At 52.1% G+C, this 16002-nt stretch carries 15 protein-coding genes; 13 read left to right on the top strand and 2 right to left on the bottom strand.

The window, feature by feature from the left end:
- Positions 1-24 precede the first annotated feature (24 nt).
- From LK436_RS16270 to LK436_RS16225, 10 genes are all read left to right on the top strand, one after another.
- Positions 25-549, top strand: a complete 525-nt coding sequence (locus LK436_RS16270; RefSeq protein WP_008397336.1) for a nitroreductase family protein — start codon at positions 25-27, stop codon at positions 547-549.
- 298 nt (positions 550-847) lie between these two features.
- The gene (gene rimP / locus LK436_RS16265) at positions 848-1315 is read left to right on the top strand and encodes a ribosome maturation factor RimP (protein WP_008397338.1); all 468 of its coding nucleotides are present in this window, start codon (positions 848-850) and stop codon (positions 1313-1315) included.
- A gap of 24 nt (positions 1316-1339) precedes the next feature.
- Positions 1340-2566 carry a transcription termination factor NusA gene (gene nusA, locus LK436_RS16260; protein WP_008397340.1) on the top strand — a complete coding sequence of 409 codons (1227 nt, stop codon included), beginning with the start codon at positions 1340-1342 and terminating at the stop codon, positions 2564-2566.
- Between the two features lie 66 nt (positions 2567-2632).
- Positions 2633-2902, top strand: coding sequence for an RNase P modulator RnpM (rnpM, locus tag LK436_RS16255; RefSeq protein ID WP_008397341.1), 270 nt, complete (start codon positions 2633-2635; stop codon positions 2900-2902).
- Complete coding sequence (locus LK436_RS16250; protein ID WP_008397343.1) at positions 2889-3224, top strand: L7Ae/L30e/S12e/Gadd45 family ribosomal protein; 336 nt, start codon at positions 2889-2891, stop codon at positions 3222-3224. The genes rnpM and LK436_RS16250 overlap by 14 nt, the downstream gene beginning before the upstream one ends.
- Positions 3211-6198 carry a translation initiation factor IF-2 gene (infB, locus tag LK436_RS16245; RefSeq protein WP_008397344.1) on the top strand — a complete coding sequence of 996 codons (2988 nt, stop codon included), beginning with the start codon at positions 3211-3213 and terminating at the stop codon, positions 6196-6198. Before LK436_RS16250 ends, infB begins: the two co-directional genes overlap by 14 nt.
- 49 nt (positions 6199-6247) lie before the next feature.
- Positions 6248-6640, top strand: a complete 393-nt coding sequence (gene rbfA / locus LK436_RS16240) for a 30S ribosome-binding factor RbfA (RefSeq protein ID WP_044931212.1) — start codon at positions 6248-6250, stop codon at positions 6638-6640.
- Positions 6641-6759: 119 nt separating this feature from the next.
- Complete coding sequence (locus LK436_RS16235; RefSeq protein ID WP_008397346.1) at positions 6760-7731, top strand: DHH family phosphoesterase; 972 nt, start codon at positions 6760-6762, stop codon at positions 7729-7731.
- Positions 7731-8657: a tRNA pseudouridine(55) synthase TruB gene (truB, locus tag LK436_RS16230; RefSeq protein WP_008397348.1), complete on the top strand. Its 927-nt coding sequence runs from the start codon at positions 7731-7733 to the stop codon at positions 8655-8657. The genes LK436_RS16235 and truB overlap by 1 nt, the downstream gene beginning before the upstream one ends.
- 2 nt (positions 8658-8659) lie before the next feature.
- Positions 8660-9601, top strand: coding sequence for a bifunctional riboflavin kinase/FAD synthetase (locus LK436_RS16225; RefSeq protein ID WP_008397350.1), 942 nt, complete (start codon positions 8660-8662; stop codon positions 9599-9601).
- Between the two features lie 105 nt (positions 9602-9706).
- Here the strand turns inward: LK436_RS16225 and LK436_RS16220 are convergent, their stop codons facing one another.
- Both LK436_RS16220 and LK436_RS16215 read right to left on the bottom strand, forming a co-directional pair.
- Positions 9707-10234 carry a GNAT family N-acetyltransferase gene (locus LK436_RS16220; protein WP_021966324.1) on the bottom strand — a complete coding sequence of 176 codons (528 nt, stop codon included), beginning with the start codon at positions 10232-10234 and terminating at the stop codon, positions 9707-9709.
- 178 nt (positions 10235-10412) lie between these two features.
- Positions 10413-10856: a DUF3842 family protein gene (locus LK436_RS16215; protein WP_008397353.1), complete on the bottom strand. Its 444-nt coding sequence runs from the start codon at positions 10854-10856 to the stop codon at positions 10413-10415.
- Between the two features lie 283 nt (positions 10857-11139).
- On the opposite strand from LK436_RS16215, the gene carB reads away from it, so the two are divergent.
- From carB to LK436_RS16200, 3 genes are all read left to right on the top strand, one after another.
- Positions 11140-14355 (top strand): carbamoyl-phosphate synthase large subunit, encoded by a 3216-nt coding sequence (gene carB / locus LK436_RS16210; RefSeq protein WP_008397354.1) that lies wholly within the window; start codon positions 11140-11142, stop codon positions 14353-14355.
- Between the two features lie 277 nt (positions 14356-14632).
- On the top strand, positions 14633-15121 hold the full coding sequence (locus tag LK436_RS16205) for a sigma-70 family RNA polymerase sigma factor (RefSeq protein ID WP_008397355.1): 489 nt from the start codon (positions 14633-14635) through the stop codon (positions 15119-15121).
- Positions 15121-16002 carry an RsiV family protein gene (locus LK436_RS16200; RefSeq protein WP_008397356.1) on the top strand — a complete coding sequence of 294 codons (882 nt, stop codon included), beginning with the start codon at positions 15121-15123 and terminating at the stop codon, positions 16000-16002. The genes LK436_RS16205 and LK436_RS16200 overlap by 1 nt, the downstream gene beginning before the upstream one ends.

Below are 16002 nucleotides of genomic sequence, written 5' to 3'. Positions count from 1 at the left end.
AAAAAAGGAGAAGGAGGGGTCAAGATGAACGTACTGGAAGCCATAAAGAAAAGAAAAAGCTACAGGGATGTGTTTAAGAAAGAACCTGTGCCGAGAGAGGATTTGAGAGAGATCCTGGAGGCGGGGACAGCCGCACCGTCCGGCTGCAACCTGCAGACAACACAGTTTATCGCAGTGGACGAGCCGGAGCTTGTAAAAAAGATCGGCGAAATCTATGGCCGGGCGTGGGCCATGACGGCTCCGGCGGCCATTCTGGTGCTCACCAAGTACACGATGGCGCCCAGCGGCGCCTCCTACCACATTCAGGACTACAGCGCGGCGGCGGAAAATATTCTCCTGGCCATCACGGCCAAGGGGTATGCCACCACCTGGATCGAGGGCCAGATTCTGGGACGGCGCGCAGAGGAGATCGGGAGACTTCTGGGGGTTCCGGAGGATATGCAGGTCGTTCTCTATCTGCCTGTGGGAATTCCCGAAAAGCCGTTTAAATCTGTGGCCAGGCTGCCCTTTGAGAAGAGGGCCTGGTTCAACCGGTATGGGCAAGATTAGGACTGCGGGGGCTATGGTTAGGACTGCGAGTGCAGAAATGAGAATCAGAACGCCCCAGGAGAGGGCAGAGGTTTTAATGGAGAAACAGGGGATATAAAATGTAAAAATCCCTCAAAAACCCTCGACGATCCCCTTGCACTCCGCTGCAAAAGGTGCTATACTTATTGCGATAACATAATAGACTGACTAGAAAGAGTGGACCAAAAGTCCACTCTTTCACTTTGTTTTGCAGGAAGCAAAATTGTGTTTCCTGCATGGCAGAATGCTCTGGCAGGACACAGAGAAAGGCGGTGTTTGAATGGCAAAAAGAGAAGAATATGAGTCAAAGGTAGAAGCGTGGCTGCTTCCCCTTCTTGAAAAGTACAAATTTGAACTGGTAGATGTGGAGTACGTGCGTGAGGCCGGACTCTGGTATCTGAGAGCCTATATCGATAAGGAAGGCGGCATCACGGTAGACGACTGTGAGGTGGTGAGCAGGGAGCTGGGCGACTGGCTTGACAAGGAGGATTTCATCGCCGACAGCTATATTCTGGAAGTAAGCTCACCGGGACTGGGCCGCCCTCTTAAAAAGGAAAAAGACTTTGCCCGCAGCCTTGGAAAGGCTGTGGAGGTAAGACTTTACCGCCCGATTAACAGACAGAAGGAATTTACAGGAGCCCTGAAAGCATACGATGCAGATACAGTGACACTTTCCATGGAGGATGAGAGCGAACTCGTCCTTGAGAAATCAGACATTGCGTTAATACGCCTGGCCTTTGATTTTTAAACGATAGGAGGATAAAAAAAGAAAATGAGTAAAGAGTTGTTCGAAGCGTTAAACGTGCTGGAAAAGGAAAATAATATCAGCAAGGAGGTGCTTTTCGAGGCCATCGAAAATTCCCTTCTCACAGCTTGCAAGAACCACTTCGGCAGGGCAGATAATATCAAGGTTTATATTGACAGGGAAAAATGTGATTTTGCTGTCTACGCTGAGAAGGAAGTGGTTGAGAACGTGGAGGATCCGCTGACTCAGGTAAGCCTTGCAGAGGCAAAGCTGATGGATCCCAGGCATGTGTACGGCGATATTGTCCGCGTAAACATCAACTCCAAGGAGTTCGGACGAATTGCCACCCAGAACGCTAAAAACGTAATTCTCCAGAAAATCCGCGAGGAGGAGCGCACCGCTTTATTCGATCACTGGTACTGCCGCGAAAAAGATGTGGTGACAGGAATCGTTCAGCGCTATGTAGGCCACGACGTGTACATTGACCTTGGAAAGATTGACGCAGTCCTCAAGGAGAGCGAGCAGGTGAAGGGGGAGGAGTTTAAGCCGACCCAGCACATCAAGCTCTTTATCCTCGAGGTGAAAAATACGAAGAAGGGGCCGAGGATTACTGTATCCAGAACCCATCCGGATCTGGTAAAGCGCCTGTTCGAGTCCGAGGTGGCTGAGGTGAAGGACGGAACCGTGGAGATCAAGGCCATTGCCCGGGAGGCAGGCTCCAGGACAAAGATTGCAGTGGCATCCAACGATCCGAACGTGGATCCGGTGGGCGCATGCGTGGGTTTAAACGGCGCGAGAGTTAACTCCGTGGTAAGCGAGTTAAACGGCGAGAAGATTGACATTATCAACTGGGATGACAATCCTGCCCTCTTAATTGAGAATGCGCTGAGCCCGGCCAAGGTGATCTTTGTAGCTGCCGACGAGGAGGCGAGAGAGGCTCAGGTGATCGTGCCTGACTACCAGCTCTCCCTGGCTATCGGCAAGGAAGGCCAGAACGCAAGACTTGCAGCAAGGCTTACAGGCTTCAAGATCGACATTAAGAGCGAGACCCAGGCCAGAGAGTCAGGGCTCTTCGACGAGATGGAGATGGGCTACGAGCAGGGCTTCGAGGAGGGACTTCCGGAGAGCACGCAGGCCGATGACTTCTCCGATTACACGGAGCCTCAGGACGCAGAGGACAGTATGGAGGAACAGGCAGAGGAAGCTTTGGAGAGCGGGCTGGAGAGCGGCGCCGTCTACAGTGACGGGCAGTAATTCCGGCATCGATCCGGTCTTTAAAGCGCAGCAGAAAACCAGATTGGGAAGTGAGAGAAATTGGGAATGAAGAAGATCCCGCTCAGACAGTGCATCGGCTGCGGCGAGATGAAAAGCAAAAAGGAAATGATCCGCGTGCTCAAAACTACTGAGGATGAGATCGTCATCGACGCCACCGGACGCAGGAACGGACGCGGAGCTTATATCTGCCCTTCCATGGAATGCTTTAAAAAGGCCGTAAAGAGCAGGGGGCTGGAACGCTCCCTGAAGATGGCCATTCCAAAGGAAGTGTATGAGGCATTGGAAAAGGAGATGGAGCAGATTGGACAGCAGTAAGAAGGCGCTTAATCTTCTGGGTCTTGCTACCAAGGCAGGGAAAACAGCAAGCGGAGAATTTATGACAGAAAAGGCCGTAAAGGAGGGCAGAGCCTTCCTGGTACTCGTTTCAGAGGAGGCCTCAGACAATACCAGAAAAATGTTTACAAACATGTGTACTTATTATAAAGTCCCACTGTATTTTTTCGGAACGAAAGAGGAACTGGGCCACTCCATGGGCAAGGAGATGCGTGCATCGGTTGCCGTACTGGACAGCGGTTTGGCGAAAGCACTCGTGAAACAGTTGAATCAGAATGGAGGCGGTAAGCATGAGAGTCAATGAGTTGTCCAGGGAGCTGGGCAGAACCAATAAAGAGGTGCTGGATTTGCTGAGGGCGCAGGGTTATGAGGTGAAAAGTCATTCCTCTAATGTGAGCGGTGAGCAGATCGACGCAGTGCGGAGAGGCTTTGCCGGAAAGCCCGCCAGGGCAGAGAAGGAGCCGACGCCGGTTAAAGGGATGGGAGAATCTGAGGGCAGAGCGCCTTCCAGAGAGGAACAGGACAGCTCGAGAGTCAAATCCCAGGAAAACCGGGAGAATTGGGAACAGGTACAAAAGGAAAGAATAGGAAAGGCGGAAGCAGCGAGAGTGGAAGAGATTAAGAGAGAACCAGTAAAGACAGAAGCAGACGGAAACGGAACAGCCGAGCCGCCGAAGAAGAGGATTACGGCTGTATACCGTCCGCAGAACAGTACAATGAAGAGCAGCAAACCATCCGGCGGACAGAGACAGGGCCAGGGACGCTCCCAGGGAGGAAACGGCCAGGGACGTCAGGGAAACCAGAACGGCCAGGGAAATCAGGGAAGCCGTGAGGCAGGCCAGGGAAACCGCGACGGAGGAAGAAGCTTTAACCGTGACGGCCAGGGAGGCCGCGACGGAGGAAGAAGCTTTAACCGTGACGGCCAGGGAAGCCGCGACGGAGGAAGAAGCTTTAACAGAGACGGCCAGGGAGGCCGCGATGGAGGAAGAGGCTTTAACCGTGACGGCCAGGGAGGCCGCGACGGAGGAAGAGGCTTTAACCGTGATAACCAGGGAGGCCGCGACGGAGGAAGAAGCTTTAACCGTGATAATCAGGGAAGCCGCGACGGTCAGGGAAACCGTGACGGAGGAAGAGGCTTCAACCGTGATAATCAGGGAAGCCGCGACGGAGGAAGGGGCTTTAACCGTGACGGTCAGGGAGGCCGCGACGGAGGAAGAGGCTTTAACCGTGATGGTCAGGGAAGCCGTGACGGAGGCCGCGGAGGCTTTAACCGTGACGGTCAGAGAGGCCGCGGAGGCGACAGAGGCGGCTTAAGCATCCCGAAGCCATCCTTTGACGGACCGGTTGTTCAGAAGCAGCAGAATACAAAGCAGAGCAAGAACAACTATAAGAACGATTACAAGAACGACAAGTACAGCAGGCCTGACCGCGAGGAGGAGCTTCGCACAAAGCCGGGCAGAGGAGGAAAGCCCGGAAAGGGAGCCTTCATCATGCCTCAGAAGAAGGAAGAGCCTAAGAGAGAGGAAGTAAAGACCATTATTCTGCCGGAGGTTATCACCATCAAGGAGCTGGCTGAGAAGATGAAGATGCAGCCGTCCGTGATTGTAAAGAAGCTGTTCCTTCAGGGAACCGTTGTCACCATCAACCAGGAGGTTGATTACGACAAGGCTGAAGAGATCGCCATGGAATTTGACATCCTCTGCGAGAAGGAGGAAAAGGTCGATGTGATCGAGGAGCTCCTCAGAGAGGATGAGGAGGACGAGAAGGATATGGTGGAGCGTCCGCCGGTTGTATGTGTTATGGGACACGTTGACCACGGAAAGACCTCCCTTCTCGATGCCATCCGCCAGACGAATGTGACGGCAAAGGAGGCCGGAGGAATCACCCAGCATATCGGTGCCTATGTGGTTGAGAAGAACGGCCAGAAGATCACCTTCCTGGATACACCGGGACATGAGGCGTTCACAGCCATGCGTATGCGCGGCGCCAAGTCCACAGATATCGCCATTCTTGTAGTAGCTGCAGACGACGGCGTGATGCCCCAGACCATCGAGGCCATCAACCACGCCAAGGCGGCAGGCGTTGAGATCATTGTGGCGGTCAACAAGATTGATAAGCCAAGCGCCAATGTGGAAAAGGTAAAGCAGGAATTAATCGAGTATGAGCTGGTTGCCGAGGACTGGGGCGGAAGCACAGTGTTCGTGCCGGTGTCCGCTCACACCAAGGAGGGAATCGAGGAGCTTCTGGAGATGATCCTCTTAACTGCTGAGGTGAAGGAGCTGAAGGCAAACCCGAACCGCCGCGCAAGAGGCCTTATCATCGAGGCAGAGCTTGACAAGGGCAAAGGACCGGTTGCCACTGTCCTGGTACAGAAGGGAACCCTCCATGTAGGCGATCCCGTTGCCTGCGGTTCCTGCTACGGAAAGGTCCGTGCCATGATGGACGACAAGGGCCGCCGTGTAAAAGAGGCAGGACCGTCCACACCGGTAGAGATTCTGGGATTAAATGACGTCCCCAACGCCGGAGAGGTATTTGTGGCTACAGAGAATGAGAAGGAGGCGAGAAACTTCGCAGAGACCTTCATCTCTGAGGGCAAGAACAAGTTAATTGAAGATACAAAGGCAAAATTATCACTGGATGATCTGTTCTCACAGATCAAGGCCGGAAATGTGAAGGAGCTTCCGATTATCGTGAAGGCAGACGTGCAGGGCTCCGTGGAGGCTGTAAAGCAGAGCCTTACCAAGCTCTCCAACGAGGAGGTTATGGTAAAGGTGATCCACGGCGGCGTAGGCGCAATCAACGAGTCCGACGTAAACCTGGCGGCAGCATCCAACGCGATTATCATCGGTTTCAACGTGCGTCCTGATGCGACAGCCAAGTCCATCGCAGAGCGGGAGAAGGTTGATGTGAGACTGTACCGCGTCATCTACCAGGCAATCGAGGATGTGGAGGCAGCCATGAAGGGTATGCTTGACCCGATCTTCGAGGAGCAGGTAATTGGCCATGCAGTTGTGCGCCAGACCTTCAAGGCCTCCGGCGTGGGAACCATTGCCGGTTCCTATGTGCTGGACGGAAAGTTCCAGAGAGGCTGCAAGGCGAGAATCACCCGCGACGGCGAGCAGATTTTCGACGGCAACCTGGCATCCTTAAAGCGGTTTAAGGATGATGTGAAGGAGGTTGCAGCAGGCTACGAGTGCGGTCTTGTATTTGAGAAATTCAACGATCTCCAGGAAGACGATATGATTGAGGCATATGCGATGGTGGAGGTTCCGCGCTAACAGGCGCGGGATGCCGCCGGACGTGCAGCAGACTGGAAAGCGAGGAAATATGCGAAAAAACAGCATTAAGAATACAAGAATTAACAGTGAGGTTCAGAGAGAGTTAAGCGAGATCATCAGCCGTGAGATCAAGGATCCGAGGATTCACCCCATGACCACCGTGGTGGCTGTGGAGGTGACGCCGGATTTAAAATACTGCAAGGCGTATATCAGCGTTCTCGGAAGTGAGGAAGCCGGTAAGGAGACCATAAAGGGCTTAAAAAGCGCCGAGGGCTTTGTGCGCAGACAGCTTGCATCCAGGATCAATCTGAGGAACACGCCTGAGATTACCTTTGTGCTGGATCAGTCCATCGAATACGGCGTCAATATGACACACCTGATCAATGAGGTGACGAAGGATCTGGATACAGACGAACCGGAAGCAGATGAGGATGAGCTGTAGGGCCGGCAGTGCCGTTTCACACAGACAGCAGTCTCAGGCTGCTTGACAGGATTTGAAGCCTATACACAGAAAGGGCGGCAGGAACGCCGTCCTTTCAGCTTATCAGGAGATGAAAAACTATGAATCAGTTATTAGAACATGCGCTGAGCGCAGCAAAAACAGCTGTTATACTGGGGCATCTGAATCCGGACGGCGACTGTGTCGGCTCAGCTCTGGGGCTTTACAATTATCTGACTGCACAGTATCCCGGGCTGTCCGTTGACATTTATCTGGATCATCCGTCTGCCAAGTTTTCCTATCTGAAGGGATTTGATAAGATTCTCTGCGAGTATGAAGAGGGAAAAAGCTATGATCTGTGTATCACCACAGACAGCAGCGACAGGGAGCGGCTGGGCGTGTTTCTCCCCTACTTTGAGAGCGCCGGGTCAACCATCTGCATCGATCACCATGTAACAAACAGGGGATTTGCAGAAGAAAATATCATCTGCCCTGAGGCCAGCTCTGCCAGCGAGGTGGTTTATACCCTGTTGGATGAGGAGAAGATCGATCTGGCTGCGGCGGAATGCCTCTACACGGGAATTGTCCACGATACAGGCGTATTTAAGTACAGCTGTACTTCGGGAAAGACCATGGAAATTGCGGGAAAGCTGATGGATAAGGGGATCGACTGCACGGAGATCATAGACGGCAGCTTTTACAGAAAAACGTATGTCCAGAACCAGATTTTAGGGCGCGCCCTTCTGGAGAGCATTCTGTTTATGGATGGAAAATGTGTGTTCAGCGCAGTCAAAAGGAAGGAGATGGACTTCTACGGCGTCACAAACAAGGATCTGGATGGGATTATTGACCAGCTCAGGCTGACAGAGGGCGTGGAGGTTGCCATTTTCATGTACGAGACAGGCGTCAGTGAGTTCAAGGTAAGCCTGCGCTCCTGCCGCTATGTGGATGTCAGCAGAATCGCCGCCTACTTCGGCGGAGGCGGTCATGTGCGAGCGGCAGGCTGCACCATGTCAGGCGGCATCCACGATGTGCTGAACAATCTGGCGCCCCATATCGAGCAGCAGATTCTGGCGTGGGAGGCAGAGCACTGATGTACCATGGAGTGATAAATATTTACAAGGAGCAGGGCTACACCTCCCACGACGTGGTGGCAAAGCTCAGGGGAATTTTAAAGCAGAAAAAAATCGGCCACACAGGGACTCTGGACCCGGCGGCGGAGGGAGTTCTCCCGGTCTGCCTGGGACGGGGAACCAGACTGTGCGACATGCTGACGGACCGGAGCAAAACATACCAGACGGTGATGCTTCTGGGCGCTGTCACGGATACCCAGGATACCACAGGAACCATCCTGAATGAAAACCGCGGGATGGCTGAGACGCTGGACGAGGAGAAAATCAGAGACATTGCGGAAGGGTTTGTGGGACCCTACAGCCAGATCCCGCCCATGTATTCTGCCCTCAAGGTAAACGGCAAAAAGCTCTACGAGCTTGCCAGGGAGGGAAAGGAGATTGAGCGAAAGGCGCGCCCGGTGGAGATTTTCAGCCTGACTGTTGACCGGATCGAGCTTCCGAGAGTGACCATGACGGTTCACTGTTCCAAGGGAACCTATATCCGAACCCTCTGCCATGATATAGGGGAAAAACTGGGCTGCGGCGGCTGCATGGAGTACCTTCTGAGAACTCAGGTGGATCGGTTCCTTCTGAAGGACAGCCTGAAGCTCTCTGAAGTTGAGGCTCTTGTAAGGGAAGGCAGGATAGAGGACGCGGTTATCCCGGTGGATCAGATGTTTTCCGGGCTTCCCGAGATTGTCTCTGAGAGCGGGACTCTTGACCGTCTTCTGGCCAACGGAAACTTCTTTGCAGAGAACCAGGCGGGAAGGGGTTCGGCAGTCTCAGGCGCAGAGGACGGCAGTCTCTGCCGCGTCTATGACAGCAGGCGCCGCTTTATCGGCGTTTATGAGTACCGGGCCCGTGAGAAGCGGTGGAAGCCAAAAAAGATTTTTCTGGGAGGAGAATAGACATGGAGTACATCAGAGGAACCAGAGAATTTCAGATCGGGGAGCCGACGGCGGTGACACTGGGAAAATTTGACGGCCTTCACCGGGGCCATAAAAAGCTCCTCGAAGAGCTGTTCAGGTTCCGCGGGAAGGGATACAGGACAGCGGTATTTACCTTTGAGACGGCGCCGGGTACCCTGATTCGCAGAAAACTCCAGACTATGATCACCACCAATGAGGAGCGATGCGAAAATCTGAGGGCGGCAGGCGTGGATTATCTGGTGGAATACCCCTTTAATGACCAGGTGGCATCCATGACTCCGGAGGACTTTGTAAGAAAGGTTCTGGTAGAGCAGATGAATGCGAAGGCTATAGTGGCCGGAACAGATTTTCACTTTGGATGCAGGAGAAGCGGAGATGTGGAATTTTTAAGAGCCCATGCCAGAGAGCTGGGATATGAGCTGGTTGTTGTGGAGAAGGCCATGGACGGCAGCCGGGAGATCAGCAGCACCTATATCAGAGAGGAGCTGGCAGCCGGGCAGATTGAGAAGGCCAATGAGCTTCTGGGCTATACTTACAGCGTGCAGGGACGGGTGGTGCATGGAAAGCACCTCGGCACCGGTATGGGATTTCCCACGGTCAATCTTCTTCCGCCGTCCCAGAAACACCTTCCGGCGTTCGGCGTCTACTACTCGGAGGTGGTGATAGACGGAAAGGTCTACCCGGGAATCACGAATATCGGAAGAAAGCCCACGATCAAGGGGGAGCATCCGGCGGGGGTTGAAACGTATATCTATGACTGGAAAAAGGATATCTACGGGAAGAATATCGAAGTGAAGCTGCTGTCCTTCCTGCGGCCGGAGCGGAAGTTTGAATCAGTGGAGGAGCTGAAGAGACAGGTTCTGAGCGATAAGGAAGAGGGGAGAAGGTGGCATGAGGAGCGGGAGGGGCGGGAACGGGTGTAAGTTTCCGGTTCCAGCGAAGTCACCGGAAACTTACACCCGTTCCCTGGGAGAGAAGTGGCTGAGGGCTTAGACTCGCGTTTCCTGGGAGAGAAGGAGCTGAGAAGCTTATATTTGCGTTTCCTGGGAGAGAAGTGGCCTCTGCAGAGATGTTTTGCGGGTGTACATTCGGATGGGAACAGGGAAGGCGTCTGGCTCTTCGGTCTGTACGGTGCACAGAAACTGCCAGCCATAGCGCTCGTAAAATGAGGTGTGGTCTGTGACGAGATACAGGGTATCAATGCCTTTCTGGAGCATGTCATGGCAGATAAAGGAGAGAAGGAGGCCGGCGATTCCCTGGCATCGGAAGGGTTCCTCCACGTACAAGGCACAGAGGTTTGGCGACAGGTCTTTTCGGCTGTGGAAATCATTCTCTATGATGCCGGCGCCGGCAATGATGCTGTCCTCCTCCGTGATGACGTACCACTGGGGAATGGGGGACGACAGGTCCAGGCTTTCTTCCATGCTTTTGATATATTCCTCGGCCGGAACACCCCATTTCGAGTGAAACCAGCCGGCGGCCTCATGGATCAGCTCAGGGCAGTCGGATATTTTTCTGATTTTGCGGGAATTTTCCGCAGGCTTCTGTATATCCATCAGATGGGCTCCTTTCTGAAAACTGTAAAACTGTATATTTTGGCATCAGCCGGACAAAATAAGGGACGGATGCTGATGCAATAAAGCGGACAGCTATTTTCTCACGGTGGAGAAGAAAACTGCCCGCTTATTTTATTATGTAATAATATTATGTGATAACTGAATCCGGCCAGCTTGGTCAGAGGGGGAGGTTCTCCTCCCGCTCCCTCAGGATTTCTTCTACCTGTTCACAGACCAGGCGGATGTATTCGGAGAGGGGAAGCTCTTCGCAGCCGACTATGGTATGGCTGCACCGGTGGCTTACGGGGATGAAGATTTTGCAGGCCGGGCTTTTGCCCACGGCTGCCGCCATGGTCTCTGTCACCTCGCCGAGGAGGGAGTCTGCGATGACAATGCCGATTGGCCCGATAATCAGATCCGCGTTTCTGCTGTTTACCACAACGGGATTTTCACCGGTAGCCCCCTGGTCGGCTCCGGCCTTTAACATGGCAGCGGTGGCAATGCTGTTTGTCCCGATGGCGGTCAGAGGAAGGGAGGGGAAGCGCTTCTTTAACTGTTCCACAATCCCTCTTCCCATGCGGCCGCCCTGGCCGTCGATAACCAGTACCTTTGGCTGTTTCATGAGTATCCCCCCTTAAAAGCTGTCTGCCGAAAATAATACCCCACTATATCCTTGTCAGTATAGCACAAAATCTGAAAAAATGTAAGACAAAATTCTACATCAAAACGCAAATTTTTTATTTACATCGCCCGCATTTTTTATTATAATGCTGATAATGGTTTACTAGGGCCTGAATCCAGGAGCTGCGGCGGCTAAAGGGAGTTACAGCCGTCCTGCGGCAGCCGGAAAGCCCGGTAGGCAAGAAGAAGTAAACGTAAACTGGTGACAATGAGAGGGAAAAAACATGAGAAGAAATGACATTCACAAAGTAATGATTATTGGCTCCGGTCCAATCATTATCGGACAGGCATGTGAGTTCGACTATTCTGGAACTCAGGCATGTAAAGCTCTTAGAAAGCTCGGCTATGAGATTGTGCTGGTAAACTCCAACCCGGCTACCATCATGACAGATCCGGAAACTGCTGATGTTACCTATATCGAGCCTCTGAATGTAGACCGTCTGACACAGATTATTGAAAAGGAGCGTCCAGACGCGCTGCTCCCGAACCTGGGCGGACAGTCCGGACTGAACCTGTGTTCTGAGCTGGCAGCAGCAGGCGTTCTTGACAAATACAATGTACAGGTAATCGGCGTTCAGGTAGATGCCATCGAGCGCGGCGAGGACAGAGAGGAATTCAAGGAGACCATGGCAAGTCTTGGAATCGAGATGGCCAGAAGCGAGGTTGCCTACTCTGTGGAGGAGGCTCTGGCTATCGCTGACAAGTTAGGCTACCCGGTAGTTCTCCGTCCGGCCTACACCATGGGCGGCGAGGGCGGCGGCCTTGTGTATAACGTGGAGGAATTAAAAACTGTCTGCGCCAGAGGTCTTCAGGCAAGTATGGTCGGCCAGGTTCTGGTTGAGGAGTCTATCCTCGGCTGGGAAGAGCTGGAGCTGGAGGTTGTCCGCGATTCCAAGAACAACATGATTACCGTGTGCTTCATCGAGAACATCGACCCGGTAGGCGTTCACACAGGTGATTCCTTCTGCTCCGCACCGATGCTCACCATCTCTGAGGAAGTTCAGAAGCGCCTGCAGGAGAAGTCCTACAAGATTGTAGAGGCGATTCAGGTTATCGGCGGAACAAACGTACAGTGGGCTCATGATCCGAAGACAGATCGTGACATTGTCATCGAGATCAACCCGAGAACATCCCGTTCCTCCGCTCTTGCATCCAAGGCAACCGGCTTCCCTATCGCTCTCGTATCTGCCATGTTAGCTACAGGCATGACGCTGGATGAGATTCCATGCGGAAAGTACGGAACCCTCGACAAGTACGTTCCGTCCGGCGATTATATTGTCATCAAGTTTGCGCGCTGGGCATTTGAGAAATTCAAAGGCTCACAGGATAAATTAGGTACTCAGATGAAGGCTGTAGGCGAGGTTATGAGTATCGGAAAGACCTACAAGGAGGCCCTTCAGAAGGCGATCCGAAGCCTCGAGAGAGGACGCTACGGCTTAGGCCATGCAGGCTTCCAGAAGAAGACGAAGAAGGAGCTGCTCTCTATGCTCCACACGATTTCCAGCGAGCGCCAGTTCATCATGTATGAGGCTTTAAGGAAGGGAGCCACAGTGGAGGAGCTTCACGATCTGACACAGATCAAGAGCTACTTTATCGCTCAGATGAAGGAGCTTGTGGAGGAGGAGGAGGCAATCCTCAAGTACAAGGGACAGGTTCCTCCGGTTGAGGTGCTTCGCCAGGCCAAGTTAGACGGTTTCGCAGACAAGTATTTAAGCGAGCTTCTGGAGGTTTCCGAGGAGGAGATCAGAAACGCCAGGACAGAGGCCGGAATCGAGGAAGGTTGGGAGGGCGTTCATGTAAGCGGAACAGAGGATTCTGCATACTACTACTCCAGCTACCACATTAAGGATCAGAGCCCCTGCAGCGACAACAAGAAGATCATGATTCTCGGCGGCGGCCCGAACCGTATCGGACAGGGTATCGAGTTCGACTACTGCTGCGTACACGCTGCATTAGCCCTCAAGGAGCTGGGATTTGAGACAATTATCGTAAACTGCAATCCGGAGACTGTTTCCACAGACTACGATACCTCTGACAAGCTGTACTTCGAGCCGCTTACACTGGAGGACGTGTTAAGCATCTACCATAAGGAGAAGCCCCTTGGCGTTATCGCTCAGTTCGGAGGCCAGACACCGCTTAACCTGGCAGCTGATCTGAAGAAGTACGGCGTAAACATCCTGGGAACCACACCGGAGACCATCGACATGGCTGAGGACAGAGATCTGTTCCGCGCTATGATGGATAAGTTAAATATTCCGATGCCGGAGTCAGGAATGGCTGTCAATGTGGAGGAGGCCCTGGAGATTGCCAACAAGATTGGCTATCCGGTAATGGTTCGTCCTTCCTACGTATTAGGCGGCCGGGGAATGGAGGTCGTACACGACGACGAGGCTATGTCATTCTACATGCAGCAGGCTGTAGGCGTGACTCCGGACCGTCCAATCCTGATTGACCGCTTCCTGCACCACGCCACAGAGTGTGAGGCAGACGCCATCAGCGACGGAGAGAATGTGTTCGTTCCGGCCGTTATGGAGCACATCGAACTTGCAGGAATCCATTCCGGTGACTCTGCATGTATCCTTCCGTCCAGAAATCTGACCATGGATCAGGTGGAGACAATCAAGGACTACACAAGCAGGATCGCAAAGGAAATGCACGTAGTGGGACTTATGAATATGCAGTACGCCATCGAGGACGGCGAGGTTTATGTGCTTGAGGCTAACCCGAGAGCGTCCAGAACCGTGCCGCTGGTATCCAAGGTATGCAACATCAAGATGGTGAAGCTGGCAACAGACATCATGACATCCCACCTGACAGGACGTCCGTCTCCGGTGCCGGAGTTAAAGGAGAAGAAGATTCCTCACTACGGCGTGAAGATGCCTGTATTCCCGTTCAAGATGTTCCCTGAGGTTGACCCGGTATTAGGACCGGAGATGCGCTCCACGGGAGAGGTTCTTGGCATGTCACCGAACGTGGGAGAGGCCATCTACAAGGCACAGGAGGCCACACAGACAAGACTTCCAAGTGAGGGTACTGTCCTTTTAAGTGTCAACGATATGGACAAGCCAGAGTTAATCGAGGTTGCCAAGGGATTCTATGAGTGCGGCTTCAAGCTCATGGGAACAGGCAGAACCTACGATATCATGAAGGCAGCAGGCCTTCCGGCAGAGAAGGTGGCCAAGATCGACGAGGGACGTCCGAACGTACTGGACAAGATCACAAACAAGTCTGTAAATATTATCATCAACACTCCTCTCGATAAGAAGGGACTTGGCGATGACAGCTATATCAGAAAGGCAGCCGTAAAGGGCAAGATTCCTTACTTTACCAACATGGCTGCAGCAAAGGCTACCGTTCAGGCTCTGAAGACTATCAAGAAGAACGGACATCTGGGTGTGAAGTCCTTACAGGAGTTCCACAGCGAGATCAAGGAGCAGTAAAATAAGCAGCCGTCTGGGCGGCAAAGACAGACAGAAAACGGGGGCAGCTCTCTGCGAGAAAAGCAGGGAGCTGCCCCCGTTTTCTGTCTGTTAAAATCTCTGTTTTTTACCGGAAGGCAGCTTCTGTCTCCCGGAAGGCAGCGCTTCCCCTGATATGAGCTGTGAAACAGAAGAAAAAAATAAAAAAACGTCTCATCTGAAACTTTTGGAGGGGTAAACTTATCTATATAAATAGAAACAGATAATTACTGATAACATTTGAGGCAGAGGGGTACCCATGAAACAGACGCTGTATGAGCTGCTGGTCAGCTATATTGTAGAAAATCAGAATAAATTTTACCGGGTGGCATACAGCTACGCCAGAAACCAGGAGGATGCTCTGGACATTGTTCAGAATGCGGTCTGCAAGGCTCTCGAGTCCTACAAAAACTTAAGAAATGCCGATGCAGTGAAAACCTGGTTTTACCGGATATTGATAAATGAAAGTCTGGCAGCGATAAAGCAGAGAAAAAAGGAACTCCTGTCAGACGATAATCCTCAGAAAGAGGAGGCCTACTATGAAAAAGGTTATGAACAGCAGGATGACATCAAAGAGGAGCTGGACAGACTGGAAGAAGATATACAGACAATTATCAGGCTGAGGTTTTTTGAGGAGCTGTCATTAAAGGAAATTTCAGAGATTACAGGCCTGAATCTGAACACAGTGAAAACAAAGCTATACCGGGGACTTAAGCTTCTCCGGGAAAATATTCAGGAGGTGAGCTGATGGGAAGATTAGAAAATATGAAGTCAGAATATGACAATATACCGATTCCGAAAGAGCTGAATGCCAGAATTCAGAAGGAAATTGAAAAATCAGAGAAACGTCTGGCTCAGGAGAAGAAGGTTCTGAGGCTCAGGAGAAGAAGCGGGCTCAGAAAAGCAGCCGCTGCTGCAGCCGCCGTCTGCGTCGTATTTACAGCGGCACTTAACACAAGCACAGCTTTCGCTGAGGAGGCGGCACAGCTTCCTGTCATCGGGACACTGGCGAGAGTGCTGACGTTCCGGACTTATGAGTCTGAAAAAGATGGAATTGGAATTTCCGTGGAAGTTCCTACATTAGATATGATTCAGACAGATACGGGAATTAAGGTTGATGAAGTGAACCAGGAGATCTACAATCTTTGCAGACAGTATGCAGACGAGGCTGTATCCCGTGCCGAGGAATACAGAAAGGCGTTCCTGGATACAGGAGGAACGGAGGAAGAGTGGAAAGCTCACAACATACAGATTCAGGTGGGCTATGAGATTAAATCTCAGACAGACCAGTATCTCTCCTTCATCGTAAGAGGAACAGAGAGCTGGACGACCGCCTACAGCGAGGCAAGGTATTACAATATTGATGTCAATACAGGAAAGATGGTAACTCTTGAGGATCTGCTGGGAAGCGATTATATCAGAATCGCAGATGAGAGCATAGGGCAGCAGATAAGCAGCAGACAGGAAGCCGGAGAGGTATTCTGGTCGGCAGAGGAAGGCGGATTCACAGGTATTTCAGAAAATGCGAAATTCTATATCAATGAAAATGAAAATCCTGTAATTGTCTTCGAAAAATATGAGATCGCACCCGGTTCATCCGGTGAGATAGAATTTGAAATTGGAGGATGA

It is taken from the genome of Clostridium sp. M62/1, assembly GCF_020736365.1.
GTDB lineage: Bacteria > Bacillota > Clostridia > Lachnospirales > Lachnospiraceae > Otoolea > Otoolea saccharolyticum_A.
The sequence above is the reverse complement of the archived record's forward strand: the minus strand, read 5'-3'. Positions and strand labels throughout refer to the sequence as shown.